The sequence below is a fragment of the Microvirga alba genome (assembly GCF_015694465.1).
GTDB classification, from domain to species: domain Bacteria; phylum Pseudomonadota; class Alphaproteobacteria; order Rhizobiales; family Beijerinckiaceae; genus Microvirga; species Microvirga alba.
This window is the reverse complement of sequence record NZ_JADQDO010000004.1, coordinates 116,114-139,598: the sequence shown is the minus strand read 5'-3', so window position 1 is coordinate 139,598 and position 23,485 is coordinate 116,114. Positions and strand designations below refer to the sequence as shown.

23 protein-coding genes and 1 pseudogene are annotated in these 23,485 nt (G+C 63.4%); 10 read left to right on the top strand and 14 right to left on the bottom strand.

The window, feature by feature from the left end:
• Window position 1 precedes the first annotated feature (1 nt).
• A complete protein-coding gene (gene lepA, locus I2H38_RS10480; RefSeq protein WP_196271796.1) occupies window positions 2-1,807 on the bottom strand; it encodes a translation elongation factor 4 in 1,806 nt (601 codons plus the stop codon).
• 204 nt (window positions 1,808-2,011) lie between these two features.
• On the opposite strand from lepA, the gene I2H38_RS10475 reads away from it, so the two are divergent.
• Entirely contained in the window at window positions 2,012-2,548 is a 537-nt protein-coding gene (locus I2H38_RS10475; RefSeq protein WP_196271795.1) for a Dps family protein, read from the top strand.
• Window positions 2,549-2,687: 139 nt separating this feature from the next.
• On the opposite strand, the gene I2H38_RS10470 is transcribed toward I2H38_RS10475, so the two are convergent.
• Complete coding sequence (locus I2H38_RS10470) at window positions 2,688-3,104, bottom strand: hypothetical protein (RefSeq protein WP_196271794.1); 417 nt, start codon at window positions 3,102-3,104, stop codon at window positions 2,688-2,690.
• Between the two features lie 161 nt (window positions 3,105-3,265).
• Window positions 3,266-4,360, bottom strand: coding sequence for a heat-inducible transcriptional repressor HrcA (hrcA, locus tag I2H38_RS10465; RefSeq protein ID WP_229426649.1), 1,095 nt, complete (start codon window positions 4,358-4,360; stop codon window positions 3,266-3,268).
• Between the two features lie 149 nt (window positions 4,361-4,509).
• Between hrcA and rph the strand changes: the two genes are divergently transcribed.
• Both rph and rdgB read left to right on the top strand, forming a co-directional pair.
• On the top strand, window positions 4,510-5,223 hold the full coding sequence (gene rph, locus I2H38_RS10460; protein ID WP_196271792.1) for a ribonuclease PH: 714 nt from the start codon (window positions 4,510-4,512) through the stop codon (window positions 5,221-5,223).
• A 231-nt stretch (window positions 5,224-5,454) separates the two neighbouring features.
• Window positions 5,455-6,105, top strand: a complete 651-nt coding sequence (rdgB, locus tag I2H38_RS10455; protein WP_196271791.1) for an RdgB/HAM1 family non-canonical purine NTP pyrophosphatase — start codon at window positions 5,455-5,457, stop codon at window positions 6,103-6,105.
• A 38-nt stretch (window positions 6,106-6,143) separates the two neighbouring features.
• Here the strand turns inward: rdgB and I2H38_RS10450 are convergent, their stop codons facing one another.
• Entirely contained in the window at window positions 6,144-6,650 is a 507-nt protein-coding gene (locus I2H38_RS10450) for a DUF2852 domain-containing protein (RefSeq protein ID WP_196271790.1), read from the bottom strand.
• An 82-nt stretch (window positions 6,651-6,732) separates the two neighbouring features.
• Window positions 6,733-7,362: a TetR/AcrR family transcriptional regulator gene (locus I2H38_RS10445; protein WP_196271789.1), complete on the bottom strand. Its 630-nt coding sequence runs from the start codon at window positions 7,360-7,362 to the stop codon at window positions 6,733-6,735.
• A 177-nt stretch (window positions 7,363-7,539) separates the two neighbouring features.
• On the opposite strand from I2H38_RS10445, the gene hemW reads away from it, so the two are divergent.
• On the top strand, window positions 7,540-8,700 hold the full coding sequence (gene hemW, locus I2H38_RS10440) for a radical SAM family heme chaperone HemW (RefSeq protein ID WP_196271788.1): 1,161 nt from the start codon (window positions 7,540-7,542) through the stop codon (window positions 8,698-8,700).
• Window positions 8,701-8,855: 155 nt separating this feature from the next.
• Here hemW and gshB read toward each other — a convergent pair whose 3' ends face one another.
• Complete coding sequence (gshB, locus tag I2H38_RS10435) at window positions 8,856-9,803, bottom strand: glutathione synthase (RefSeq protein WP_196271787.1); 948 nt, start codon at window positions 9,801-9,803, stop codon at window positions 8,856-8,858.
• 208 nt (window positions 9,804-10,011) lie between these two features.
• On the opposite strand from gshB, the pseudogene I2H38_RS10430 reads away from it, so the two are divergent.
• Window positions 10,012-10,380, top strand: a pseudogene (locus tag I2H38_RS10430) (lipid kinase); the annotation flags it as partial.
• Between the two features lie 16 nt (window positions 10,381-10,396).
• Here I2H38_RS10430 and I2H38_RS10425 read toward each other — a convergent pair.
• A complete protein-coding gene (locus I2H38_RS10425; RefSeq protein WP_196271785.1) occupies window positions 10,397-10,705 on the bottom strand; it encodes a DUF1127 domain-containing protein in 309 nt (102 codons plus the stop codon).
• Between the two features lie 252 nt (window positions 10,706-10,957).
• Here I2H38_RS10425 and I2H38_RS10420 point away from each other — a divergent pair, with 252 nt between their 5' ends.
• A complete protein-coding gene (locus tag I2H38_RS10420; protein ID WP_196271784.1) occupies window positions 10,958-11,830 on the top strand; it encodes a LysR family transcriptional regulator in 873 nt (290 codons plus the stop codon).
• 169 nt (window positions 11,831-11,999) lie between these two features.
• On the opposite strand, the gene I2H38_RS10415 is transcribed toward I2H38_RS10420, so the two are convergent.
• Both I2H38_RS10415 and rsmI read right to left on the bottom strand, forming a co-directional pair.
• Entirely contained in the window at window positions 12,000-12,377 is a 378-nt protein-coding gene (locus I2H38_RS10415) for a YraN family protein (RefSeq protein WP_196271783.1), read from the bottom strand.
• Window positions 12,374-13,312, bottom strand: coding sequence for a 16S rRNA (cytidine(1402)-2'-O)-methyltransferase (gene rsmI / locus I2H38_RS10410; RefSeq protein WP_196271782.1), 939 nt, complete (start codon window positions 13,310-13,312; stop codon window positions 12,374-12,376). Before rsmI ends, I2H38_RS10415 begins: the two co-directional genes overlap by 4 nt.
• 224 nt (window positions 13,313-13,536) lie before the next feature.
• Between rsmI and I2H38_RS10405 the strand changes: the two genes are divergently transcribed.
• Window positions 13,537-14,841: a penicillin-binding protein activator gene (locus tag I2H38_RS10405; RefSeq protein WP_229426648.1), complete on the top strand. Its 1,305-nt coding sequence runs from the start codon at window positions 13,537-13,539 to the stop codon at window positions 14,839-14,841.
• 15 nt (window positions 14,842-14,856) lie between these two features.
• Here the strand turns inward: I2H38_RS10405 and I2H38_RS10400 are convergent, their stop codons facing one another.
• The 4 genes from I2H38_RS10400 to I2H38_RS10385 form a co-directional block, all read right to left on the bottom strand.
• Entirely contained in the window at window positions 14,857-15,366 is a 510-nt protein-coding gene (locus I2H38_RS10400) for an OsmC family protein (RefSeq protein ID WP_196271781.1), read from the bottom strand.
• Window positions 15,367-15,383: 17 nt separating this feature from the next.
• A complete protein-coding gene (locus I2H38_RS10395; protein WP_196271780.1) occupies window positions 15,384-16,172 on the bottom strand; it encodes an ABC transporter ATP-binding protein in 789 nt (262 codons plus the stop codon).
• Window positions 16,173-16,383: 211 nt separating this feature from the next.
• Entirely contained in the window at window positions 16,384-17,238 is an 855-nt protein-coding gene (locus I2H38_RS10390; protein WP_196271779.1) for an ABC transporter permease, read from the bottom strand.
• A 24-nt stretch (window positions 17,239-17,262) separates the two neighbouring features.
• Window positions 17,263-18,231, bottom strand: a complete 969-nt coding sequence (locus tag I2H38_RS10385; protein WP_196271778.1) for an aliphatic sulfonate ABC transporter substrate-binding protein — start codon at window positions 18,229-18,231, stop codon at window positions 17,263-17,265.
• A 521-nt stretch (window positions 18,232-18,752) separates the two neighbouring features.
• Between I2H38_RS10385 and I2H38_RS10380 the strand changes: the two genes are divergently transcribed.
• From I2H38_RS10380 to I2H38_RS10370, 3 genes are all read left to right on the top strand, one after another.
• Entirely contained in the window at window positions 18,753-21,503 is a 2,751-nt protein-coding gene (locus I2H38_RS10380; protein WP_196271777.1) for a [protein-PII] uridylyltransferase, read from the top strand.
• A 60-nt stretch (window positions 21,504-21,563) separates the two neighbouring features.
• Entirely contained in the window at window positions 21,564-22,172 is a 609-nt protein-coding gene (gene grpE, locus I2H38_RS10375; protein ID WP_196271941.1) for a nucleotide exchange factor GrpE, read from the top strand.
• Between the two features lie 68 nt (window positions 22,173-22,240).
• Window positions 22,241-22,903, top strand: a complete 663-nt coding sequence (locus I2H38_RS10370) for a trimeric intracellular cation channel family protein (RefSeq protein ID WP_196271776.1) — start codon at window positions 22,241-22,243, stop codon at window positions 22,901-22,903.
• A gap of 19 nt (window positions 22,904-22,922) precedes the next feature.
• Here I2H38_RS10370 and I2H38_RS10365 read toward each other — a convergent pair whose 3' ends face one another.
• Window positions 22,923-23,456 (bottom strand): MepB family protein, encoded by a 534-nt coding sequence (locus tag I2H38_RS10365; protein WP_210324760.1) that lies wholly within the window; start codon window positions 23,454-23,456, stop codon window positions 22,923-22,925.
• Between the last annotated feature and the right edge of the window lie 29 nt (window positions 23,457-23,485).

The window sequence follows — 23,485 nt, the reverse complement described above, 5'->3', positions numbered from 1 at the left end:
ATCAGCTATCCATCTTAAGCGCGGCGATGAAAGCTTCCTGCGGGATGTCGACCTTGCCGAACTGGCGCATCCGCTTCTTGCCTTCCTTCTGCTTATCGAGCAGCTTGCGCTTGCGGGAGGCGTCGCCGCCGTAGCACTTGGCGGTCACGTCCTTGCGCAGCGCGCGGATGGTTTCGCGGGCGATGATCTTGCCGCCGATGGCTGCCTGGACCGGAATCTGGAACATGTGCGGCGGGATCAGCTCTTTGAGCTTCTCGCACATGGCGCGGCCACGGCCTTCCGCGCGGTCGCGGTGGACGAGCATGGAGAGGGCATCCACAGGCTCCGCGTTGACGAGAACCGACATCTTCACGAGGTCGCCCTCGCGGTAATCGGAGATGTGGTAGTCGAAGGAGGCATAGCCCTTCGATATCGACTTCAGGCGGTCGTAGAAATCGAACACCACTTCGTTGAGCGGCAGGTCGTAGATGACCATGGCGCGCTTGCCGACATAGTTGAGGTCGATCTGGATGCCGCGCCGTTCCTGGCAGAGCTTGAGCACGGAGCCGAGATAATCGTCCGGCGTGAGAATCGTGGCGCGGATCCACGGCTCCTCGATGGTCTCGATCTTCATCACGTCCGGCATGTCGGCGGGGTTGTGTAGCTCGATGGTCGAGCCGTCGCGTAGGTTCAGATGATAGACCACGCTCGGCGCGGTGGAGATGAGGTCGAGGTTGAACTCGCGCTCCAGGCGCTCCTGAATGATTTCGAGGTGGAGCAGGCCCAAGAAACCACAGCGGAAGCCGAAGCCGAGCGCGGCCGAGGTCTCCATCTCGTAGGAGAAGCTGGCATCGTTGAGGCGCAGTTTGCCCATGGCGGCGCGCAGGTTCTCGAACTCGGCGGCGTCCACGGGGAACAGACCACAGAACACGACCGGCTGCACGGGCTTGAAGCCGGGAAGCGCGGAGGCGGTGGGCTTGCGGTCCTCGGTGATGGTGTCGCCGACGCGGGTATCGGCCACTTCCTTGATCGACGCAGTGAGGAAGCCCACCTCGCCGGGGCCGAGCTGGGCCATGTCGCGCATCTTGGGGGCGAACACGCCGATGCGGTCGACGCCATAGACGGCGTTGGTGCCCATCATCTTGATGGTCATGCCCTTCTTCAGCACGCCGTCGATGATGCGCACGAGCACGACGACACCGAGATAGGCGTCGTACCAGCTATCGACCAGGAGGGCCTTCAGCGGGGCGTTCTCGTCGCCCTTCGGCGGCGGCAGCTTCTTGACGATGGCTTCGAGCACGCCCTCGATGTTGAGGCCGGTCTTGGCCGAGATCGGCACGGCGTCGGACGCGTCGATGCCGATCACTTCCTCGATCTGCTCCTTGATCCGGTCCGGATCGGCGGCAGGCAGGTCGATTTTGTTGAGGACGGGCACGATCTCGTGGCCGGCGTCGATGGCCTGATAGACGTTGGCGAGCGTCTGCGCTTCCACGCCTTGGGAGGCGTCAACGACGAGCAGCGACCCCTCGCAAGCAGCGAGCGACCGCGAAACCTCGTAGGCGAAGTCAACGTGGCCGGGGGTGTCCATCAGGTTCAGGATATAGGTCTTGCCATCCTCGGCCGTGTATTCCAGGCGCACGGTCTGGGCCTTGATGGTGATGCCCCGTTCCCGCTCGATATCCATGTTGTCGAGCACCTGCTCCGTCATCTCGCGGGCGGACAGCGCCCCCGTGGTCTGGATCAGACGGTCGGCAAGGGTCGACTTCCCGTGGTCGATATGGGCCACGATGGAAAAGTTGCGGATCTGGTCGAAAGTATGTGCGCTCATGCCGGGCACATAGCAGCGCGGCCACAGGAAGCCAAGCGAAGGCGTTGTCGCGAGCGGGAAAATCGGCGTGAAAGCCTTCCCCAGAGGCAAGGACGGGCAACACTTTTCGGGCTGAGGCGTTGACGAGGCGCTTCCCCCCGTTGGGGCGGTTCAAGCCGGGCGGTTCGAGCCCCGGCCCATCTCAGCAAGAAAAGGACCCGGACGATGTCGAAAGTACGTATGCTCCAGCCGCAGAAGAAGGCGGCAGCCCTCGAGACCCCGACCGACCTGAAAGCCGATGCCGTTGCCGCTATCTCCAAGGCCCTTAACACGCTTGTTGCCGATACTTTCGCCCTTTACCTGAAAACCAAGAATTTCCACTGGCATGTGAGCGGGCCGCATTTCCGCGACTATCATTTGCTCCTCGACAAGCAAGCCGATCAGATTTTCGCCATGACCGACGCCATGGCGGAGCGCGTCCGCAAGATCGGCGGAACCACCATCCGCTCCATCGGTCAGGTGTCCCGGCTGCAGCGGATTGACGATAACGATGCCGATTTCGTGCCGCCGCTGGAAATGCTGCGGGAGCTTCTCGAGGACAACAAGACCTTCGCGGCCAATATGCGCGCGGCGCACAAGATCTGCGATGACCACGAGGATGTGGCGACCGCCAGCATGATCGAGGTGTGGATCGATGAGACCGAGCGCCGGACCTGGTTCCTTTTCGAGGCCAGCCGCGGCGCGGACCGGACGGGTCATTGAGGCGTTTCAACACCCGAGCTACCAGAAAGCGAGATACCACCTTGGTGGTGTCATCAACCATCGGCCCGGCGCGAGTGTTCAATCGCGTCGGGCCGAGGATCCTGATGTTGCCGCGCTTATCGTCGAGGCAGGCCGGCGATCAACGCTTTACGCATTCCACGGGCACCCGCTGCTGGGTTTCCGGAACAAGGAGGGTGCGGCACGCAAGTCCGTTGATGATCATGACCTCGTTAGATGCGGCCAACGGGAAGGGGGAGTTCGGTGTGCCGGACAGGGGAGCCCCGGAGGACGGAGTCGTGCTGCCCGTCGTCATCGGCTCCGAGCTTATTGTGCCGATGCCGACCATGCCGGACGGGGTGGCGCATTGAATCGGGATGCGCTGGTTGGTCTCAGACTGCAGAATAGTACGGCAGGGTATGCCGTTGATGATCTGCACTTCGTTCGGAGCGGCCAACGGGAACGGCGAGTTCGGCGTACCGCTGACCTGAGCCTGCGCCAGGCCGATCGTGCCGAGCATCATGAAACCCGCGCCGGCAAGGATTGTCAGTGTCTTCAAGGGAACCTCCTGATCTCGATGGAAGCGTTGGTCCCTTTCATGGACCGAAGGTTTAACGCTTCCGGCCAAGTTAGTTTCCCATCTCCCCGCAACTTGGTGCGAAGAACTTGGCGGCTCCCATGTCAGGCAACGGCAATGAGGCGTCGATCAGGCTTTCGATCCTATCGCCCTTGTTCAAGGATACGTGACACCACCTTAGCAGTGTAATCGACCATCGGTACGATGCGGGCATAGTTCAGCCGCGTCGGGCCGATGACGCCGACCACGCCGACAATCTTCTGGCTACCATCCCGGAAGGGGGCAGCGATCATCGAAGAGCCGGAGAGCGAGAACAATTTATTCTCCGAGCCGATGAAGATACGCACCCCTTCTCCGCCCTCGGCGCGGCTCAAGAGGTCGATGACATCGGTCTGCGTTTCGAGATCGGCAAAAAGCAGGCGTATGCGATCGAGGTCTTCGGCCGCCTTCAGGTCGTCGAGCAGGTTAGCCTGGCCGCGCACGATGAGCTGGCGCGATTCCGCGGGTCCCACCGTGGTGGCAAGGCCCGCTTCGACGAGCTTGGCGGTGAGCGTGTCGAGCTCTTTCTCCATCTCCTCGCGCCGCATTTCGATCGCCTGCCGGAGATCGCCGAGCGTGCGACCCTGGATGCGGGCATTGAGGAAGTTCCCAGCCTCCACCAGGGCCCCTGCGGGCAATCCCGCCGGCAGGTCGAGCAGACGGTTTTCGACCGATCCGTCCTCGGAGACGAGCACCACGAGAGCGCGGGTCGTGTCGAGCCGCACGAACTCGATATGCTTCAGCCGCACATTGGATGATTTTGACGTGACGACGACACCCGCGCCGCGCGAGACGCCAGAGAGAAGCGTCGAGGCTTCGGTCAGCGCCGTCTCGAGGGTGTGGCCGGAAGCGGCGGCTTTCATCTGCGCTTCGATGCGGGCCCGCTCCTCTGTGGTCACGTCGCCGATCTCCATCATGGCATCGACGAAGAAGCGCAGACCCGTCTCCGTTGGCAGCCGCCCGGCGCTGGTATGAGGCGCGAAGATCAGCCCGGCCGCCTCCAGGTCGGACATCACGTTGCGGATCGAGGCGGGAGAGAGGGGGTGGGTGAGGATGCGCGACAGGTTGCGCGAGCCCACAGGCTCGCCGGTTGTCAGATAGCTCTCGACGATCTGGCGGAAGATTTCACGCGAGCGCTCGTTCAGGTCCGCGACGGCGCGGCTCTCCGAGGGGCTGGAAAAGGAACCTGGGATATGCATTCGACGGTTCTTAAGCCCTTCTGATTCCACCAAGCAAGTGAGCATTATGTGCGGACGCGAGGGCGTTTAGGCAAGCCTGCGCTTGCCTTAGCCCTGTCGCAGCTTCTAAGACGCTTCTCACAATTTCAGACCCCGAGGAGAGGTTTCCCATGCGTCCTTCCAACCGCGCCCCCGACGAATTGCGCCCCGTCACCCTGGAGCGCGGCGTCGCGCGTTATGCGGAGGGCTCCTGCCTCGTGACCTTTGGCAATACCCGCGTGCTCTGCACCGCCTCGCTGGAAGAAAAAGGCCCGCCGTGGCTGCGCGGCACCGGCAAGGGCTGGGTTACGGCTGAATACGCCATGCTCCCCCGCGCGACGCACGAGCGCACCCGCCGCGAGGTGACTTCCGGCAAGCCGTCGGGCCGCACCCAGGAAATCCAGCGCCTGATCGGCCGTTCTCTTCGCGCCGTGGTCAACCTGCCCGCCATCGGCGAGCGGCAGATTGTGGTCGATTGCGACGTGATCCAGGCTGACGGGGGCACCCGCACCGCTTCCATCACCGGGGCCTGGGTGGCGTTGCACGAATGCTTCGCCTGGATGCAGAGCCGCTCGATCATCTCGATCAACCCGCTCCGCGAGCCCGTGGCCGCCGTCTCTTGCGGCATTTATCAGGGCAAGCCGGTGCTCGACCTCGATTACGCCGAGGATTCCGCTGCAGAGACCGATTCCAACTTCGTCATCACCGCCTCCGGCGGCATCGTCGAGGTGCAGGGCACGGCGGAAGGCAAGCCCTTCTCGGAAGACGAGTTTTTGACCCTGCTGCGTCTCGCCAAGGCGGGTGTCGCGCAGCTCGTCGATTTGCAGAAGAAGGCTGTCGCGTAAGGCTGTCTCGCTCCCGCCCAGCCTCATCCTGAGGAGGATTGCGGAGCAATCCGTCTCGAAGGACGGGGCGTTTTCAGTGCGCGCTGGATCCGCCTTCGAGACGGGCCTTTCGGCCCTCATCAGGATGAGGGTACGCCTCGTCCTTGATTCCGAGGCACCTTGCCTCAAGCGGCATTCGTAACAATAACCCGGCTCGCACTCTGCTGCCCGAGATGTCGAGGAAATCCCAAAATGCATCGTCCCCTGACCGGCAAGGTCGTCATTGCCACCCACAATCCGGGCAAGCTGCGCGAGATGCAGGAGCTTCTTGCGCCGTTCGGGATCGAGGCGGTCTCGGCGGGCGAACTCGGCCTGCCGGAGCCGGACGAAACCGGCTACATGTTCTCCGAGAACGCGGCCATCAAGGCCCATGCGGCGGCGAAAGCCACCGGCCTTCCGGCGCTTTCTGACGATTCAGGACTTTGCGTCGATGCGCTCGATGGCGCGCCGGGGCTTTTCACCGCGAACTGGGCCGGCCCGAACAAGGATTTTCCGGGGGCGATGGCGCGGGTCGAACACGAATTGCGGAAGCGCGGCGTGACGGCGGATGGCAACCGCAAGGCCCATTTCACCTCGGCGCTCGTCATCGCCTGGCCGGACGGGCATGAGGAATTGTTCGAGGGTCGCGTGTTCGGCCAGGTCGTGTGGCCGCCGAGAGGAACCCAGGGCTTCGGCTACGATCCCCTGTTCCAGCCGGACGGATTCACCAAAACCTTCGGCGAGATTTCGTCCGAGGAAAAGCATGGTATCGACTGGACGAAGCCCACGCCCGAAGCCTTGTCGCACCGGGCGCGCGCATTCCTTAACCTCGCCGCCGGCTGCCTGCCGACGCGCGCGGCGTAAAAAACAGGGGAGCGCCTTGAAGGCGCTCCGCCAAGCCGTCAGATGTCCGTCGGGCCGTTCTTCTCGGCGCGGCGCTTTGCCATGAAGGCGTCGAATTCGTCGCGATCCTTGGCGCGCTTTAATTCCTCGACGAAATCGGTGAAGGCGCGAGCCTCCTCGTCGAGACGGCGGCGCTCCTCTTCGAGGCGCTGCAATTCCTTGCGGCGATAATCCTCGAAAGCGGCGTTGCCGGTGGCGTTGCCAAAGCCTCCGGCCGGACGACGGTACGCGAACAGATCATCCATCGGCCGACCGAAGTTTTCGCGAAGGAAGGCCTTCGCCTCATCGAATTTTGGATATCCCATGACTTTCCAGACCAGGTAGGCCAGCGCAGCCGGCCAGAACCAGATGAAGGCGAAGATGATCCCGACGATCTCCAACGCACGCCGGGGAGGACGCCCCCCGCAACGCCGGTGAGCGCCGCTTTCCCAAGGACCCGCATGGCAGCCCCCGTGGGGGCTCGAATACGGACCCGAATTCCAGGCAGTGGAAGCTGAATCAGACATCGCAGTTCCCGCATGTTAATGCTAACAACATTTACATGCGGTGCGATTTTGGCGCTTTCAAGGGTGCCGACGGCCTTAATCGTCAGGGATTTTTGCGGGTACCTTGCAGAGCCCCGTGGACCAGGGCCAGCACCCCCGCGCGCAAAAGCTCGTACTTGCTCGGCATGCCGGGCCCCTTCGGGAGTTGACCCGCCGCATCCAGCATCGCGATGCCGTGCGAAAGCGCCCAGACCTCGATGGCGATGAAGCGCACATCCACATCCTTGAATCCTTCGGGGAAGGTGTCCGACAGGGCGTGGACGAGAAAGTCGAAAGCGTGGCCGCCGGGCTTGTCCTTCGTGTCCCCGTCGCCCGGTTGGGCGGAGAACATGGCGGCGTAGAAGCCCGGCTCCTGCTCGGCGAAGGCAAGATACGCCTCGCCCATGCGGGTGAAACGCTCCAGGGGCGTGCCCTGGCTTTTCAGCGCGTGGCCTAGGCGTTCCGTCAATTGACTGAAGCCGCGAAAGGCCACTTCCGCGACCAGCGCCTCGCGGCCCCGGAAATGGCGGTAAAGGGCCGCAGGCGTCACGCCAACCAGCTTGGCCGCATCTGCGAGGGTGAACCCGCCGAGGCCCCGCTCGGCAATAAAGCGCTGCGCCGCTTCGATCAGCGCCTCCTTCAGATTGCCGTGATGGTAGCCCTGCCTGTCGAACGGGCCGCGCCAATGACGCATGGTGGTTCCTTGCTCTCGTCTGCTTTCACGTTAGGCCGCTGAGGCCCTGGAGGCTAGGGCGAGCCGCCTCACAAGATGAACAGCGATCCCCGGATGATGTTCAGAGGGGGGCGCGTTCTCCCGATGCGGCGAGGGGAGAGCGTGACGTAGGACCCGCAAACTGCCATAAGCAGCCGCATGATCGATCATCCCACGCGCGATGCGGGCTTTGGTGTTTATGTGCACTGGCCCTTCTGCGCCTCGAAGTGTCCCTATTGCGATTTCAACAGCCATGTCCGCCATCAGCCGGTGGATCAGGAGCGGTTCCTCGCGGCCTTCCGCCGGGAGATCGCGCATAACGCGGCGCGCATTCCAGGGCGCACGGTCACCAGCATCTTCTTTGGCGGCGGCACGCCCTCGCTCATGAAACCGGAGACGGTAGCTGAGATCCTCGACGCCATCGGCGGGGCGTGGAGTGTCGATCCGGGCGCGGAGGTGACGCTGGAGGCGAACCCCACCAGTGTCGAAGCGGAGCGCTTTCGCGGCTATCGTCATGCTGGCGTCAACCGGGTTTCGCTCGGCGTGCAGGCGCTGAACGATCCCGATCTACGCCGTCTGGGCCGCATGCATTCCGTCGATGAGGCCCTGGCAGCGGTGAAGGTCGCTGCCTCCATTTTCGAGCGCTATTCCTTCGACCTGATCTATGCTCGCCCCGACCAGACGCCGGAGGCGTGGCGGGCGGAACTGGAACGGGCGATCAGCCACGCAGTCGAGCATCTCTCGCTCTACCAGCTCACCATCGAACCCGGCACCTGGTTCGAACGCCTGCACAAGGCGGGCAAGCTGACCGTGCCGGACGACGACACGGGCCGAGCGCTCTACGATGTGACGCAGGAAGTGTGCGAGTTACGCGGCCTTCCGGCCTATGAAATCTCGAACCACGCCCGGCCCGGCGCGGAATCGCGGCACAACCTCGTTTATTGGCGCTACGGCGAATATGCAGGCATCGGCCCCGGCGCCCACGGCCGTCTCGTCACCGGGAATGCGCGGCTTGCGACCGCAACCGAAAAGCACCCCGAGACCTGGCTCGAGCGTGTCGAGCGCGACGGGCATGGGGTGATCGACGAGGAGGTGCTGACCTCGGAGGCTGAGGGCGATGAATTCCTGCTGATGGGCCTTCGCCTGAAAGAGGGCATCGACCCGCGTCGCTACACCGCGTTTACCGGAAAGGCGCTTAACGAGCGGCGGCTGCGGAATTTGGAGGAGGAGGGCCTTATCCGCATCGACGGCACGCGCCTTCGCGTGACGAAGAAGGGTTTTCCGGTGTTGAATGCAGTGATCGCGGAATTGGCGGCTTAGATACATCCGCTGTCATTCCGGGGCGCCGAAGGCGAGCCCGGAACCCAGAAACGCAACCTCGCAGAAGAGTACACTCGGCGTTTCGCCTGCTTCTGAAACGTTGGCGTTTATGGGTTCGGGGCTCCGCTACGCGGCCCCGGAATGACGGGGAGGTACTACACCCGCTTTACTTTGCCCTCGATCACATCCCACACCGTTACCGCCAGGTCCGGTCCGCCGAGGCGTTTGATGGCGCGGATGCCGGTGGGCGCCGTCACGTTGATCTCGGTGAGATTGCCGTCGATCACGTCGATGCCCACGAGAATGAGGCCCATGCGTTTGAGGTCCGGGCCGATGGTTTCGCAAATTTCGCGCTCGCGCGGGCTGAGATCGGTGGGCTTTGCCGCGCCGCCGCGCACCATGTTGGAGCGGATGTCGTTGGGCGCTGGAACGCGGTTGATTGCGCCGGCCGCCTCACCGTCAATGAGGATGATCCGCTTGTCGCCTTCCGTGATCTTCGGCAGGAAACGCTGGGTCACCCAGGGCTCGCGGAACAGGTTGGAGAAGAGGTCGTAAAGCGAGCCGAAATTCGGATCCTCATGAGCGACTTTGAACACGCTCGCACCGCCGTGCCCGTAGAGCGGCTTCATCACCACATCGCCATGTTCGCGGCGAAACTCTTCGATTTCCGCCTTGTCGCGAGAAATCAGTGTCGGCGGCATGAGATGCGGGAAATGCGTGACGAAGATCTTCTCCGGCGCATTGCGGACATGCTCAGGATCGTTCACCACCAGGGTTTTCGGATGGATGCGTTCCAGGAAATGCGTGGCGGTGATATAGGCGAGATCGAAGGGCGGGTCCTGACGCATGAGCACCGCGTCAACGGTCGAAAGATCCACGCGCTCCTGCGACCCGAGGGTGAAGTGGTTGCCTTCCTCATCGCGCACCTCGATGGGGTCGACCATCGCAAACACCTTGCCGTCGCGCAGAGAAAGACGCTCGGGCGTGTAGTGCAGGATCCGATGTCCTCGTCTTTGCGCTTCGAGCAGCAGTGCAAAGCCTGTATCGCCAGCGATCTTGATGCTGTTGATATGATCCATCTGGATCGCGACGGTGAGGGTCATACGTCAGCCTCCTGGGGAGCGGATTTATTGGACCGTTTTTCGCGGAAGGCAACAGCTAAGCCAACCCCACGTGAACGAAAAGATGAGCCCTGCGCGTGAGCCCTTGTAGATAAGCTCAAGTTTCCACATCTGAAAGGCATGCCACGCTGCGCCCTCCTCATCGTCAATGCCAAGAGCCGCAGCGGCGAATCCCTGTTTTCCGAAGCGATCGCGCCCTTTTCTCGCCACCATCGTGAGCGGCGAAACCTCCGTGCGCGTGCGGACCTTGCAGATCGCGGTCGGAAACGGGCGCTATTACGGTGGCGGCAACGCGGTGGATAAGGATGCCGCCATCGACGACCGGCATCTCGATCTCTACAGCCTCGAGTTCCGCCGGGCGTGGAAGCTCGCGCTGATGGCCCGCGCATTTCGCTATGGCGAGCATGGCGCGTGGGATGAGGTGCGCGCCATCAAGGCGCAGGAATTCGAGATCCGCGCGCGACGGGAAAGGTCGGTCAACGCGGATGGCGAGATCGTCACGCAGACCCCCGCGCATTTCTCGATCCGGCCTGCCGCGGTGACCGTGTTCGCGCCGTGAGCGCGAGGCATTGAAGTCAGCGCCATTCAGTGAAGGACATCGGCACGATGGGTGGGTTCGGCGTATCCCTCAGCGGCTGGTCGAAGACCACCAATTCGCTTGTGCGCGGACGGCCGTTGCGGACCGCATCCTCCATTCCGCCGCGCGCCAGGCCGAGATCGTGAAGCGCGACATCGTCGAACGAGGCGAGCAGGCGCATGTCGCGACGGATGCGAATTTCTCGCGCGATGGCGGAGACAATGCGGCTCAGCAAATTGGGGCGCGCGACGGCGGATGAACCAACTGACAAAGTCGCGGCGGCTTCTCGTGTCATGGGAATCGACATGGCTCACTCCTCTTCTCGAACCGGCCGGGTCCCGCCAGGGTTTTTCGGACAAGCATCACCGTTCGCCGAAAAAGGGCCCGGCGTCGTGACGCATGCTCGACAATCCAAGACGAATGACCCGCTTTACGGGCTCGCCCCGCAACCTCGGTTGAGGCTTTTCCGGAGGCGATGACGGAACAATATGCCCTGCTCTTGCATAAGAAAAACGAATGTTCATTATGTAGATCATCACGAACCCTTATGAGGTCGGCCATGCCCCACAATCTCGATGTCGGTCTTTTGCGCGCCTTCGTGGCGGTGGTGGATGCGGGCGGCATGACCGCCGCGACGCGCAGCCTCAACCTCACGCAGGCGGCGGTGAGCCAGCAGATCAAGCGGCTGGAAGAGACGTTTGGCGAGGAGCTCATCAGCCGCGAGCGGCGCAGCATGAGGTTGACCAATGCGGGCGAGCGCCTGTTCGGGCGCGCGAAGCGCCTTCTTGCCCTTAACGATGAGATCTGGTCCGAAATGACCACGCCGGTCTATGAGGGCGAGGTGACCTTCGGCATTCCAAGCGACATCGTGACCACCTATCTGCCGGCGTTCCTGAAGGGCTTCAAGCAGGCCTATCCGAAGGTTCAGATCACGATCAAATGCACGTCGAGTGTCAATCTTATCGAACAGCTTCAGGCCGGCAAGCTCGATCTCACCCTGACGACGGAATTGGAATGCGGCCCTAACGGTGAAAACCTCGTCAGGGATCGCCTCGTCTGGGTCGGCGCGCGCGGCGGCGAAGCCTATCGGCAACGGCCTCTGCCCGTCTCAATCGGATGCAGTGATTGCGCGTTCCGTGCGCCGATCCGCGAGGTGCTGCACAAGGCGGGCATCGAATGGCACTCTGCCTCGGAGGTTACCAACACCTCCGCGCAGGTGGCGACGACGGTGGCGGATACCGCCGTGATGGCGGTCATGGCCTCAAGCGTGCCGAACGGCCTGGAACTGCTCGGCAAGGAATCCGGCTTGCCGCCCCTGCCGCCTTTCTCGGTCAACCTCTACCTGCCAAAGAACGGCGGTTCGCAGATCGCGCAGGAAATGGCCCGCCACATCCGTCAGGCGGTCGCGGAGCAACGCCGTCTGGCGGCTTGAGGGGAGGCAAAACGCAGGGCTCAATGAGGTTGGGTTCCCCTTCGTTGTCATGGCCGGGCTTGTCCCGGCCATCTCGATTGGAGAGGTGTCTTTCGCATCGGGATCACCGGGATAAGCCCGGCGATGACAGCGGCGAGCGAGAAGCGCACGACCCCACGGCACCACGTCTTCACCCGATCTCCAGCTCGAACGCCGCTGGAATATGGCGCGGCCAGCGCCGGGGCGCGAGGAACACCGCATCGGCGCGCCACGTCTTCGCCGCCGCCCACGGATGGCGCGCGAGCCATGCCCGGGCGGCGCGGGAGAAGCGGCGGCGCTTGGTGGCGGTGATCGCGGACAAGGCGTCGTCCATCGTGCCGCGTGCCTTCACCTCGACGAAGACAATGGTGTCGCCGCGCACGACGACGAGATCGATCTCGCCGCCCGCCGCCGCATAGCGACGGGCGAGGGGGCGATAGCCCTTCAGCAACAGAAACATGAGCGCAAGCCGCTCGGCGCGGTGCCCGCGCAGAAACGTCGCGCGGCGGCGCGCGAGGGCGCGTGTCATGTGTCCTTTTTCGCCAAAGCGAGTGCGCGCGCATAGACCTCGCGTTTCGGCATATCCAACTCGTCGGCGACGATGGCCGCCGCGTCCTTGATCGAGTGATGCTTCAAGGCCGCTTCGAGCTTTTCGTCCAAAGCCGCGTCCGCTTCCGCCGCATGCATGGCTTTTGTCGCCTCGCCGATCAGCACCACGATCTCCCCCTTCGGCGGGCCTTCTTGTGCGAATTGCGCCGCGAGTTCGGGCAGGGTGCCACGCCGGATCGTCTCGAACATCTTGGTCAGTTCGCGCGCTACCACGGCCTGCCGTTCGCCGAGGACGGCAGCGGCGTCGGCGAGCATTTCGGGCAGGCGGTGCGGCCCCTCGAACAGCATCAGCGTTCCGGGAATCGAGGCGATCTCGGCAAGCCTCGCCCGGCGCGCGCCGCTCTTTGCCGGCAAGAAGCCTTCGAAGAAGAAACGGTCGGTCGGCAGGCCGGAAACCACGAGCGCGGTGAGCACCGCCGAGGGCCCCGGAATGGGCGTCACCGGCAACCCTTCTTCGATGGCTGCCTGCACCAGCTTGTAGCCGGGGTCGGAAACGAGCGGCGTGCCCGCGTCGGACACGAGCGCCAGCGCCTGGCCCTCGCGGATGCGGTGGACCATGCGCTCGCGCACGGCCTCGTTGGAATGCTCATGATAGGCCACGAGCGGGGTCGTGATGCCGTAATGGGCGAGCAGGGTCTTGGTGACCCGGGTGTCCTCGGCCAGAACCGCATCTGCCGCCGCCAGCACGCTCAAGCCGCGGAAGGACACGTCGCGCAGGTTGCCGATGGGGGTTGCGACCACGTACAGGCCGGGCGCAAGAGGCTCCGCTTCGGCGGCGAGGCCAAAGGCGGTGAAAGTGCTGGGCCGCGCGCCGGGTTCGCGTCGCTTGGTCCGGTTGTCGATTCTCTGTGTCATTGCCGCCTTAGAGCATGATCCGGAACAGTGGAATCCGGGTTTTCGAAAAGATCATGCGGTATCTAAAATTTAGAGCCTGATCATGGTTCAAGGAGCCTTGAACGGACTCTAGTGTCGCATGAAGGCCCTGCCCAGCGGAAGCGGGGGGCTTGGAAACAATGTTTACCATTCTCTGCCATGATCGCGCGGTTTCGTCGAAAACCGCTTCGATGGGGAGTTGGGAGATGGCGCGCTTTCCTCTCGCTTCGGCCAAAAGGCTGAAGGTCTGGGTTGCCCTGCTGGCAGGTTCTCTGGTGCTTTCCGGTTGCGTTGGCTCCGGCAGCATGCGGCCGCCGCGCAGGGTCGCACAGGCTCCTGCTGCCGCCCCCGCGGAGCCGCAATTCGAGGCGGACATCCCGTCCGAGGGCGCGCCTGAAAGCCCGTCTTCCGCCTATGCGGCCGGACCCGCGCCGATGCCGGGTCCGATGGGCTCCGGCATGACCATCGGCAACGGCCCGGTGCGCGTCGCGCTGATCCTGCCGCTATCCGGCCAGGGCCAGACCGCTGTGGCAGCGCAGAGCCTGCGCAATGCCGCCGATCTGGCGTTGAGCGAATCGCAAGGCGGGGAGCTGACCCTGTTGGTGAAGGATGATCGCGGCACGCCGGAAGGCGCCCGCGATGCGGCGAGCCAGGCCGTCACTGAGGGCGCGGAACTCATCCTCGGCCCGCTTTTCGCCGGCTCCGTCCAGGCGGCGGGACAGGTGGCGCGCCAGACCGGCAAGCCGATCATCGCCTTCTCCACCGATGCCAGCGTGGCCACGCGCGGCATCTATCTCTTGAGTTTCCTGGTGCAAGCAGAGGTCGACCGCATCGTGTCGTTTGCGGCCTCCCAAGGCCGCCGCTCGATTGCCGCCCTCGTGCCTGAAACGACCTATGGCCGCGTGGCGGAAGCGCAGTTGCAGGAAGCGGCGGCGCGGCAGGGCCTGCGCATCGTCGCGGTCGAGCGCTACCCGGCGGGACAGCCGCAAGGCGCGGTGCAGCGCCTCGCCCGCGTCATCGGCGGTCCTTCGGCCCAGGCCGATGCGCTCTTCCTGCCCGAGAACGGCGATGTCCTTCCCGTGGTGGCGCAGGCATTGCAGGGGGTTGGTTTCAATCCGCAGCAGGTCAAGCCGCTCGGCACCGGCGTGTGGAACGAGCCGCGCGTTTTCGCGCTGCCGGCCTTGCAGGGGAGCTGGTTCTCGGCGCCTGACAATCGCGGCTTTGACGCGTTCGCGACCCGCTATCGCGCCCGCTTCAACACCGATCCGATCCGCCTTGCCACTCTGTCCTACGATGCGGTGACGTTGGCCGCGGCGCTGACGCGGGTGCAAGGATCGCAACGTTTTGCGGAAGGGGTGTTGACCAACCCCGCCGGCTTTGCCGGAGCCGACGGCGTATTCCGCTTCAGGGCCGACGGCACCAATGACCGTGCGCTCGCCGTGCAGGAAATCCGCAACGGCGCGGCAGTCATGGTCAGCGGCGCGCCGAAAACCCTCGTGGCGGGCAACTGACCCTCGCAAAGGGACCTACCGCCGGTTCAGCGTCGCGCTCAGCGCAGGCTTGTTGTTGAGCGTCTGGAACACCACACAATAGCGCTCGGTCAGCTTGAGAAGCTGATCGATCTTCTCTTGCGGTGCATCCGTATCGATCTCGAACGACAGGCGGATGTCCCTGAAGCCGACCGGCGCGGTCTTGTCGACGCCGAGCGTGCCACGAAAATCGAGATCGCCCTCCGCCTTCACCACGCCGTGACGCAACTCGATTTCGAGCGCGGTGGCCACGGCTTTGAGCGTCACACCCGCACAGGCCACAAGCGCTTCGAGCAGCATGTCGCCGGAGCATAGTTCAGCGCCAGAGCCGCCGGTCGCCGGATGCAGGCCCGCCACGGCGAGCGCGCGGCCGGTTTCGACCTTGCAGGCGATGTGCTGGTCGTCGAGCGTGCCCTGGGCCTTCAGCGTGATGACCGCGGAAGTGGGGTCTGCGCGGTATTGGTCCTTTAGCGGCGCCTGCAGCGCGCGCAGAGCGGTCACGTCCATGTCGATATCCTTGCTTCTCACCACCACAGAGCGGCGGCCTGACGGTCGCGCTCGCGTGGTTGTTCCTGATGCGGCGTGTTGAGGGAATGGTCCAGCGCCGTCAAGACACGGCGGACGGAAGTTTCGAACGGAAGGCCCGTCTTGTCACGCGGCCGGGCCAGGGAAAGTGGCAACTCGTCGAAGATGCGTCCGGGTTTCGGCTGCATGACGATGGCCCGGTCGGCGAGCGTCACCGCTTCCTGCACGTCGTGCGTGACGAGAACGACGGTAGGGCGCGTCTCTTCCCAAAGCGTCAGCAGATGTTCGTGAAGGCTCGCGCGGGTGAAGGCGTCGAGCGCGGAGAACGGCTCGTCGAGCAAGAGCACTTTCGGATGCGCGACGAAGGCGCGGGCAATCGCCACTCGCTGCTGCTGTCCTCCGGACAAATCGCGCGGCCAGCGCCTCTCATGTTCGGCCAAGCCGATCTTCTCGAGGGCGTGTTCGACGCGAGCTTTTCGCTCAGGCGTGCTCAAGGCTTCGAGCCCAAACGCCACGTTGTCTGCAACCGAGAGCCAGGGCAAAAGGCGGGGTTCCTGGAACACGATGCCGATGGCTGGATGGGGCTCGGTGATGGTCTCGTCGTCGAGCCGGATTGCGCCCGCGCTTGCCTTGTCGAGACCCGCGATCAGGCGCAACAACGTGGTCTTGCCGCAACCCGACCCGCCGATCAGTGCGACGATCTCACTCTCGCGGACGGATAGGTTGATGTCGGCGAGGGCGCGGGTGCCGTCGGCGTAGATTTTGGTGAGATGTTCGAGGGACAGCATTATAAGCCTCTCTCATCGTCGCTTATTTGCCGGCGAAACCCTGCCTTGTCATTCCGGGGCGGCCAAAGGCCGAGCCCGGAACCCATAAACACGGACAGCTCAGAAAAGAACGAGCGGGATCCGTTGGTCTTATCTTGCCAGCCATTGCGGTTATGGGTTGCGGGCTCCGCTGCGCGGCCCCGGAATGACAGTGTGGAGGAGAATACAAGCATCACAACCTCTCCCGCACCACATCCTGCCAGCGCACGAGCGGCCTGGTGGAAAAAACCAGCAGGCTGTCGGCGAGTTTGCCGAGAAGCGCGAAGGCGATGATCGCGGCAAGGATTTGATCGGGCTTGCCCATCTGCTGCCCGTCAACGAGCAGGTAGCCGAGACCCTCGGATGCGCCCATGAATTCGGCTGCGACCACGAACATGAAGCCGAGGCCCAGGCCCGAGCGCAAAGAGATCAAGGCTTCGGGCAGAACAGCGGGCAGAAGGATGCGCTTGGCGAGCTTGTAGCGCGAAAGACGAAACACCTGACCCACTTCGACGAGCTTGCGATCAACCGACAGGATTGCACCCGCAATGCCGAGATAAACGGGAAAGAACACGCCCACGGCGATCAGCGCCACCTTCGACGCTTCGAATATGCCGAGCCAGAGAATGAACAACGGCACCCAGGCGATCGAGGGAATGGCGCGCAAAGCTTGAAGGGTCGGATCGAGCAGGCGGCGGATGGTTTCGGCGGAACCGGAGAGCCCGCCGAGCACGATCCCCCCCGCCGCACCGAGAACGAAGCCGACGAGAACGCGCCAGAGCGTCGCCCACACATGGGTCCAGAGTTCACCGGTTTCGGCAAGTGCGAGAAGGGTTGTAAAGATGCGGCTTGGCGGCGGCACGAGGCGCCCTTGCGCGAGGCCGAAACGCACGGCCAGTTCCCAAAGAACCGCGACGGCGATGGGCAAGAAAAAGCCGAGAAGAACGCGCCCGTCGAAGGTGCGCCGCTTCTCGGCAAGGGGAGGGGCCGCGAGAGCGGCAGCCCCCTTAAGGGAGGACCAGGCATTGCTTGTGGCGTGGCCTGTCACGGCGCTCTCCCGTGATGAAACGTGTCAGCGCGACGCGGTGGCGAAGCTGCGGTCGATAAGTACATCGACCACGGCCTTCACATTCGTGTCGGGGGTGATGACGCCAGCCTGCTGCAAGGCGAGGCCCGCGGCGAGGATGGTGTCCACCTGCGGCTGTCCGATAGTGGAATGCGTCAGTTCCGTGCGCTCAAGCTGACGCTCGATCACCGGTTCGGGCAGCTTGGTGTAGGCGACGAGCGTCTTCTTCAACTCCGCCGGATTGGCGAGCGAATAAGCGCGGGCCTCCTCATAGGCTTTCAGCACTTTGGAGACGAGAGCCGGATTGTCCTTGGCGAAGGCCTCGCTGACATTCAAAACGCCCCAGGTATTCGCTCCCGCGTTGCGATAGAAAAGCGTCGCGCCGCTTTCCACCTCGGCTGCCGCCATCAGCGGATCGAGACCGGCCCAGGCATCGACATCGCCGCGCTCCAGCGCCGTGCGTCCGTCCGGGTGCTGCAGCAGAACGAGCTTCACGTCCTTTTCCGTCAGCTTTGCTTCCTGCAAGGCACGCACGAGGAAGATGTGCGGATCGGTGCCGCGCGTCACCGCGACGCGCTTGCCCTTCAGGTCCTCGACTTTCGTGATGCCCGTATCCTTGCGGGTGACAAGCGCCGTCCATTCGGGGCGGGAATAGACATAGATCGACTTGATGGGGTTGCCGTTGATCTTGCCGATCAGGGCGGCGGCGCCGGCAGTCGAGCCGAAATCGAGCGAGCCGGCATTCAGGAATTCAAGCGCCTTGTTGGAGCCCAGCGACTGCACCCAGCGAACGGAAATGCCGTCCTTCGCCAGTTCCTTCTCCAGGAAGCCCTTGTCCTTCAAGACGAGGCTGACCGGGTTGTAGGTGGCGTAGTCGATCCGGATCTCCTTGACCTGCGCCGAGGCGGCGGTGGCGAAGGAGGCAAGGCTCGTGGCGAGGGAGGCGGCGAGGAAAAGGCGACGCGAGAGGCTCATTTTCAAAAGTCCCATGTTTTGCGCATGGGGACTTCGACCGTTGAGGCCCAAGGCGCCCGGCGCTTTAGCTGCACTTGTTTCGCGCCCGCAAGCTGCATGCTCAAATCGGCGCGTGTCCTTTTTATAGAACCACATGTTTGCCATGTCAAACGCATACTTTATACAGAACGGAGCTGTGTTTTATGCCGAGGCCACGGATTCGGATGACAGGACGAGCGCCGCCTGAATGGGCAAAGCCGACCGATCTTCGAACCGGCCCCCTATGCCAGCCATCGGTTTGAATCCGTTCTGAAAAACCTGGGAGACGGGCGGGGGGTATACAGAATGAAATCGTGTTTTTGGGCGATCTCATTACGGGACGATGGGACGAGGCCGTCTGAAATGCTAAAAGGCCGTTTGAGAATTACATCTCTTCGTCATGGCGGCGGCCTCGTCCCGGCCATCTCGATTGGACGAGCACTGCCAATCGGATCAGCGGACAAGGCGGGTGATGACGAATTTCGCCGCGAACCGGGTCATTCATGCCGAGCCATAGTCTTGAGACCATTCTGAAGAACCTCGGCGAGGAGCCTCTCAATGAGGCGCCGGCTCTGCGCGCCAGGCTGGTGCCGGAACTGAAGCGTTATCTCGACGAGGGCAGGGCCGAGGCCGAGAAGGTGCTGTTGGAGAAGCAGAGCGGGCTGGCCTGCGCGCGGACCCTGTCGGCGCAGATGGACGGGCTGGTCCGAGCGGTGCACAACGCAGTGGTCGGGCATCTCTACCCGGCGGACAATCCTTCCATGGGCGAGCGCCTTGCCGTCGTGGCGACCGGCGGTTATGGGCGCGGCACGCTGGCTCCTGGCTCCGACGTCGATCTTCTGTTTCTGCTGCCCTACAAGCAGACCGCCTGGAGTGAGAGCGTCGTCGAGGCGATGCTCTATGTGCTGTGGGATTTGAAGCTGAAGGTCGGCCATGCCACCCGCTCGGTGGAGGATTGCATCCGTGAGGGCATGGCGGACATGACGATCCGCACATCGCTTCTTGAATCGCGTTTCCTGTTCGGCGATCGCGAGCTTTACAATACGCTTGTCGGGCGCTTCGACCGCGAGATCATCGCGACCTCCGCGCCCGATTTCGTCGATGCGAAACTGAAGGAGCGCGATGCCCGCGTCGCCAAGGCGGGCGCGTCGCGTTATCTCGTCGAACCGAATGTCAAGGATGGCAAGGGCGGCCTTCGCGACCTCAATACGCTGTTCTGGATTTCGAAATACGTCTACCGCGTGCGCGAGCCGGAAGAGCTGGTGAAGGCCGGGCTGTTCACGCCGGAGGAATTCAGGCTGTTCGCGCGCTGCGAGGAATTCTTATGGCGCGTGCGCTGCCATTTGCACTTCGCCACGGGCCGCGCGGAAGAGCGCCTGACCTTCGACATGCAGCGCGTCATCGCCGAACGCATCGGCTTTACCGGGCGCGGCGGGTTGTCGGCGGTCGAGCGTTTCATGAAAGCGTATTTTCGCATTGCGAAGGATGTGGGCGATCTCACCGCCATCGTTTGTGCGGAACTGGAGGCGCGTCAGGCGAAGCGCCGTCCTGTCCTCGACCGCATGCTCGGGCGTTTGCGCCGGCGGCGCGGCGGGGCGCTTGTGGGTGATGATTTCATCATCGACAACAACCGCATCAATGTGCGCACGGAGCATGCCTTCGAGCACGATCCGGTTAACCTGATCCGTTTGTTCTGGCTCGCCGATCGGCACAACCTGCCGGTGCACCCGGATGCGAAGCGGCTTGCGACGCGCTCGCTCTCGCTCATTGGCCCGCATCTTCGCAACGACCCGGAAGCGAACAAGCTCTTCCTCGACATTCTCACCTCGAAGAATGCGCCGGAAGTGGTGTTGCGCTTGATGAACGAAGCGGGTGTGCTCGGGCGCTTCATCCCGGATTTCGGGCGGATCGTGTCGATGATGCAGTTCAACATGTATCATCACTACACGGTGGACGAACACCTCATCCGCTCCATCGGCGTGCTGACGGAGATCGAGGGCGGGCAACTCGAGAACGAGCATCCGCTCGCCGACCAGATCTTCGCGTCGATCCGCAACCGGCGCGCGCTCTATGTGGCGGTCTTCCTGCACGACATCGCGAAAGGCCGCCCGCAGGATCACTCGGTGGCAGGCGCTGTCATCGCGCGCAAGCTCGGTCCCCGCTTCGGATTGAGTGCGGCGGAAACCGACGCGGTCGCCTGGTTGATCGAGCACCACCTGCTGATGTCGAACACCGCGCAGAGCCGTGATCTGTCCGATCCGGCGACGATCAAGAGCTTCGCCGATGTGGTGCAGACCATGGAGCGGCTGAAGCTTCTCCTCGTGCTCACCATCGCTGATATCCGGGCCGTCGGGCCGGGCGTCTGGACCGGATGGAAGGGGCAACTTCTGCGCAATCTCTACCACGAGACCGAGGTGATGCTGGGCGGTGGCACGGCCGATCTCGCGCGGTCCGAACGAGTGCGTCTCGCACAGGAGCAATTGCGCGCCGAATTGCCCGATTGGCGGCAGGATATGTTCGAGGCTTACATTGCGCGCCACTCGCCCGCCTATTGGCTGAAGACCGACGAGGCGCGGCGCGCCAAGCAGGCCCGCTTCGTGCAGGAGGCTGACAAGGCCGGCCGCACGGTGACGACCGCGTACGAGACGGATCAGTTTCGTGGCGTCACCGAGTTCACCGTTCTCTCGCCCGACCATCCGCGCCTGCTCGCGATCGTCACCGGCGCATGCGCAGCGGCGGGCGGCAACATCGTCGATGCGCAGATCTTCACCACCACGGACGGCATGGCCCTCGACACCATCGTTTTGTCGCGTGCCTTCGACCGGGATGAGGACGAGCTGCGCCGCGCCGAGCGTGTCGCGAGCGCCATCGAGCGGGCGTTGAAGGGCGAGGTGAAGATCGCCGATCTTGTTGATGGCAAACGTCCGGCAAAAGAGCGCGCGAAGGCGTTCCAGGTGCCGCCGGAAGTCGTCATCGACAATACCCTGTCAAATCGCCAGACGGTCATCGAAGTGTCCGGGCTCGACCGGCCAGGCCTGCTCTATGATCTCACGACTGCGCTTGGAAAACTCAACCTCAACATCGCCTCGGCTCACATCGTCACCTTCGGCGAAAAGGCCGTCGACGTGTTCTATGTGACGGACTTGACCGGAACGAAGGTGACCCATTCGGGCCGTCAGGCCACCATTCGCCGCACGCTCCTGGATGTGTTTCAGGGCGAGGAAAGGGAACCCTCTCCGCGACGCAGTGCTTGATTTGTGGGAGCGGGGACATGATATGTGCCCGGAACCTTTTTCCATCTCAGTTGAGCGATGATGAAGCCGAACGAAACGGAAGACCCGAACACGACCCCGCAGACCGAGACCGCTCAGGAGGCCGTCACAGAGGCTACGCCTGATCCGATCGCCACGCTCGAGGCCGAGAAGGCGGATCTGAAGGACAAGCTCCTGCGCGTCATGGCCGAAATGGAAAACCTGCGCCGGCGCACCGAGCGCGAGACGGCCGATGCCCGCGCCTATGGCGTCGCCAATTTCGCCCGCGACATGCTGAACGTGGCCGACAACATCCGCCGCGCCATTGAGAGCGTGCCCGAGGACGCCCGTAGCACCGCTGACGGCTCGTTCAAGGGCCTGATCGAGGGCATCGATCTGACCGAACGCGATTTCCTGAAAGCCCTCGAGCGCCACGGCGTGAAGAAACTCGACCCGGAGGGCCAGAAATTCGACCCCAACGTGCATCAGGCCATGTTCGAGGTTCCGAACCCGGACGTTCCGAACGGCACGGTCGTTCAGGTGGTCCAATCGGGCTACGTCATCGGCGACCGGGTGCTGCGTCCGGCCCTCGTGGGCGTCGCCAAGGGCGGCCCGAAGGCGACGGCCAACGGGGCCGGGTCCCAAGAAGCGGATAACTCAGCCGCGTCTTAAAGGCTCCCGCCGAGCTTATGTTGGCAGAGCCCTTGTTGACTTCCAGCGCATGATCTTGTCGGAAAGGGATGTTCCCCTTTCCGGACACCATAGCTGTGACCTTTCTCGGCAACCTTCCTTTTGAGACCATCGGCGTCGCTGTCTTCGCGCTATCCGGCGCATTGATGGCGGCCCGCAAAGGCATGGATCCGTTCGGCTTCGCGCTACTGGCGACCCTGACCGGCGTCGGCGGCGGCACCGTGCGGGACGTGCTGATCGGCATTAAACCGGTCTTCTGGGTCGGCGATCCGACCGATGTGCTCGTTTGTCTCCTGGTGGCCGAATTCGTTTTCGCGCTCGGCCCGACGCGGGTTGCCGCCATGGAGGGCGGACGGCGCGGGCGTGTGCTGTTATGGGCCGACGCCCTGGGTCTTGCGCTCTTCGCCGTCATGGGCACCGGCAAGGCCCTGACGGCGGGAGTACCGGCCCTCTCCGCCGTGGTGCTCGGCACCACCACCGCGACCTTCGGGGGCATCATCCGCGATATTTTCGCCGGCACGACGCCGCTCGTGCTGCGGCAGGAAATCTATGTCACGGCAGCGGCGCTTGGCGCGGCGGTGATGGTCGGTCTCCAGAGGCTCGGTCTGGATCCCTTTTCAAGCGCGGCGGCAGGGTTCGCTGCGGGCTTTACCTTGCGCGCGCTCGCTATCCTGCGCGGCTGGTCGCTGCCGGCGTTCCCGCGCAGAGATTAGGTCGGACGCCGCAATTCCATCATTCGGAGGCAGGCTGCAGGCCGTAAAGCGTCCGGGCTCTGGCGTGGTCCAAGGGCCGGTCTTCCGGTGTTTCCAAAAAGTAGTTGAGCTGCCAGTTCTGCGTTTGCAGGGCCTGTCGGCCCGTCGGCCCGTCCCAAGGCGGGTAAATGCGGATAGCCCGCTTGCCGCCCTTGCCATTGCGCGCAACGATGTCCCGTTCGCACAAAACAGACTTGGGAAAGACAAACTGGCCCAAACGCCGATCTTTGCGGCAGCTGATAACAAAAAAATCGACCGGATCGGATGCGTCGAAGGGCTGGATCGGACCATCTCCAACCCGCTTCCATAACGTCACGAACTGCCCGACTTTTGTAGGCGTGATCTTGGAGACCCGGAACCGCAAGGCCAAGCCGCTCAGTTCAAGTGTATAGGCGCCATATTCTGCGCTTTCTTGCTCCCTCTTCGGCTCTGAACATTCGAGCCCGTTCGGCGCGTAAACAAGCATCACGGCAGTCAGAAGATCCGGATGAATCATCAAATCGGGATCATCCAAGCCAAATGGCCTTTCATGCAAATGGACGC

Coding starts and splice junctions, on each gene's coding strand:
- lepA (WP_196271796.1), bottom strand. CDS start 1,807: ATGAGCGCACATACTTTCGACCAGATCCGCAACTTTTCCATCGTGGCC.
- I2H38_RS10475 (WP_196271795.1), top strand. CDS start 2,012: ATGTCGAAAGTACGTATGCTCCAGCCGCAGAAGAAGGCGGCAGCCCTC.
- hrcA (WP_229426649.1), bottom strand. CDS start 4,360: ATGCATATCCCAGGTTCCTTTTCCAGCCCCTCGGAGAGCCGCGCCGTC.
- rph (WP_196271792.1), top strand. CDS start 4,510: ATGCGTCCTTCCAACCGCGCCCCCGACGAATTGCGCCCCGTCACCCTG.
- rdgB (WP_196271791.1), top strand. CDS start 5,455: ATGCATCGTCCCCTGACCGGCAAGGTCGTCATTGCCACCCACAATCCG.
- I2H38_RS10450 (WP_196271790.1), bottom strand. CDS start 6,650: ATGTCTGATTCAGCTTCCACTGCCTGGAATTCGGGTCCGTATTCGAGC.
- I2H38_RS10445 (WP_196271789.1), bottom strand. CDS start 7,362: ATGCGTCATTGGCGCGGCCCGTTCGACAGGCAGGGCTACCATCACGGC.
- hemW (WP_196271788.1), top strand. CDS start 7,540: ATGATCGATCATCCCACGCGCGATGCGGGCTTTGGTGTTTATGTGCAC.
- gshB (WP_196271787.1), bottom strand. CDS start 9,803: ATGACCCTCACCGTCGCGATCCAGATGGATCATATCAACAGCATCAAG.
- I2H38_RS10425 (WP_196271785.1), bottom strand. CDS start 10,705: ATGTCGATTCCCATGACACGAGAAGCCGCCGCGACTTTGTCAGTTGGT.
- I2H38_RS10420 (WP_196271784.1), top strand. CDS start 10,958: ATGCCCCACAATCTCGATGTCGGTCTTTTGCGCGCCTTCGTGGCGGTG.
- I2H38_RS10415 (WP_196271783.1), bottom strand. CDS start 12,377: ATGACACGCGCCCTCGCGCGCCGCCGCGCGACGTTTCTGCGCGGGCAC.
- rsmI (WP_196271782.1), bottom strand. CDS start 13,312: ATGACACAGAGAATCGACAACCGGACCAAGCGACGCGAACCCGGCGCG.
- I2H38_RS10405 (WP_229426648.1), top strand. CDS start 13,537: ATGGCGCGCTTTCCTCTCGCTTCGGCCAAAAGGCTGAAGGTCTGGGTT.
- I2H38_RS10400 (WP_196271781.1), bottom strand. CDS start 15,366: ATGGACGTGACCGCTCTGCGCGCGCTGCAGGCGCCGCTAAAGGACCAA.
- I2H38_RS10395 (WP_196271780.1), bottom strand. CDS start 16,172: ATGCTGTCCCTCGAACATCTCACCAAAATCTACGCCGACGGCACCCGC.
- I2H38_RS10385 (WP_196271778.1), bottom strand. CDS start 18,231: ATGAGCCTCTCGCGTCGCCTTTTCCTCGCCGCCTCCCTCGCCACGAGC.
- I2H38_RS10380 (WP_196271777.1), top strand. CDS start 18,753: ATGCCGAGCCATAGTCTTGAGACCATTCTGAAGAACCTCGGCGAGGAG.
- grpE (WP_196271941.1), top strand. CDS start 21,564: ATGAAGCCGAACGAAACGGAAGACCCGAACACGACCCCGCAGACCGAG.
- I2H38_RS10370 (WP_196271776.1), top strand. CDS start 22,241: ATGTTCCCCTTTCCGGACACCATAGCTGTGACCTTTCTCGGCAACCTT.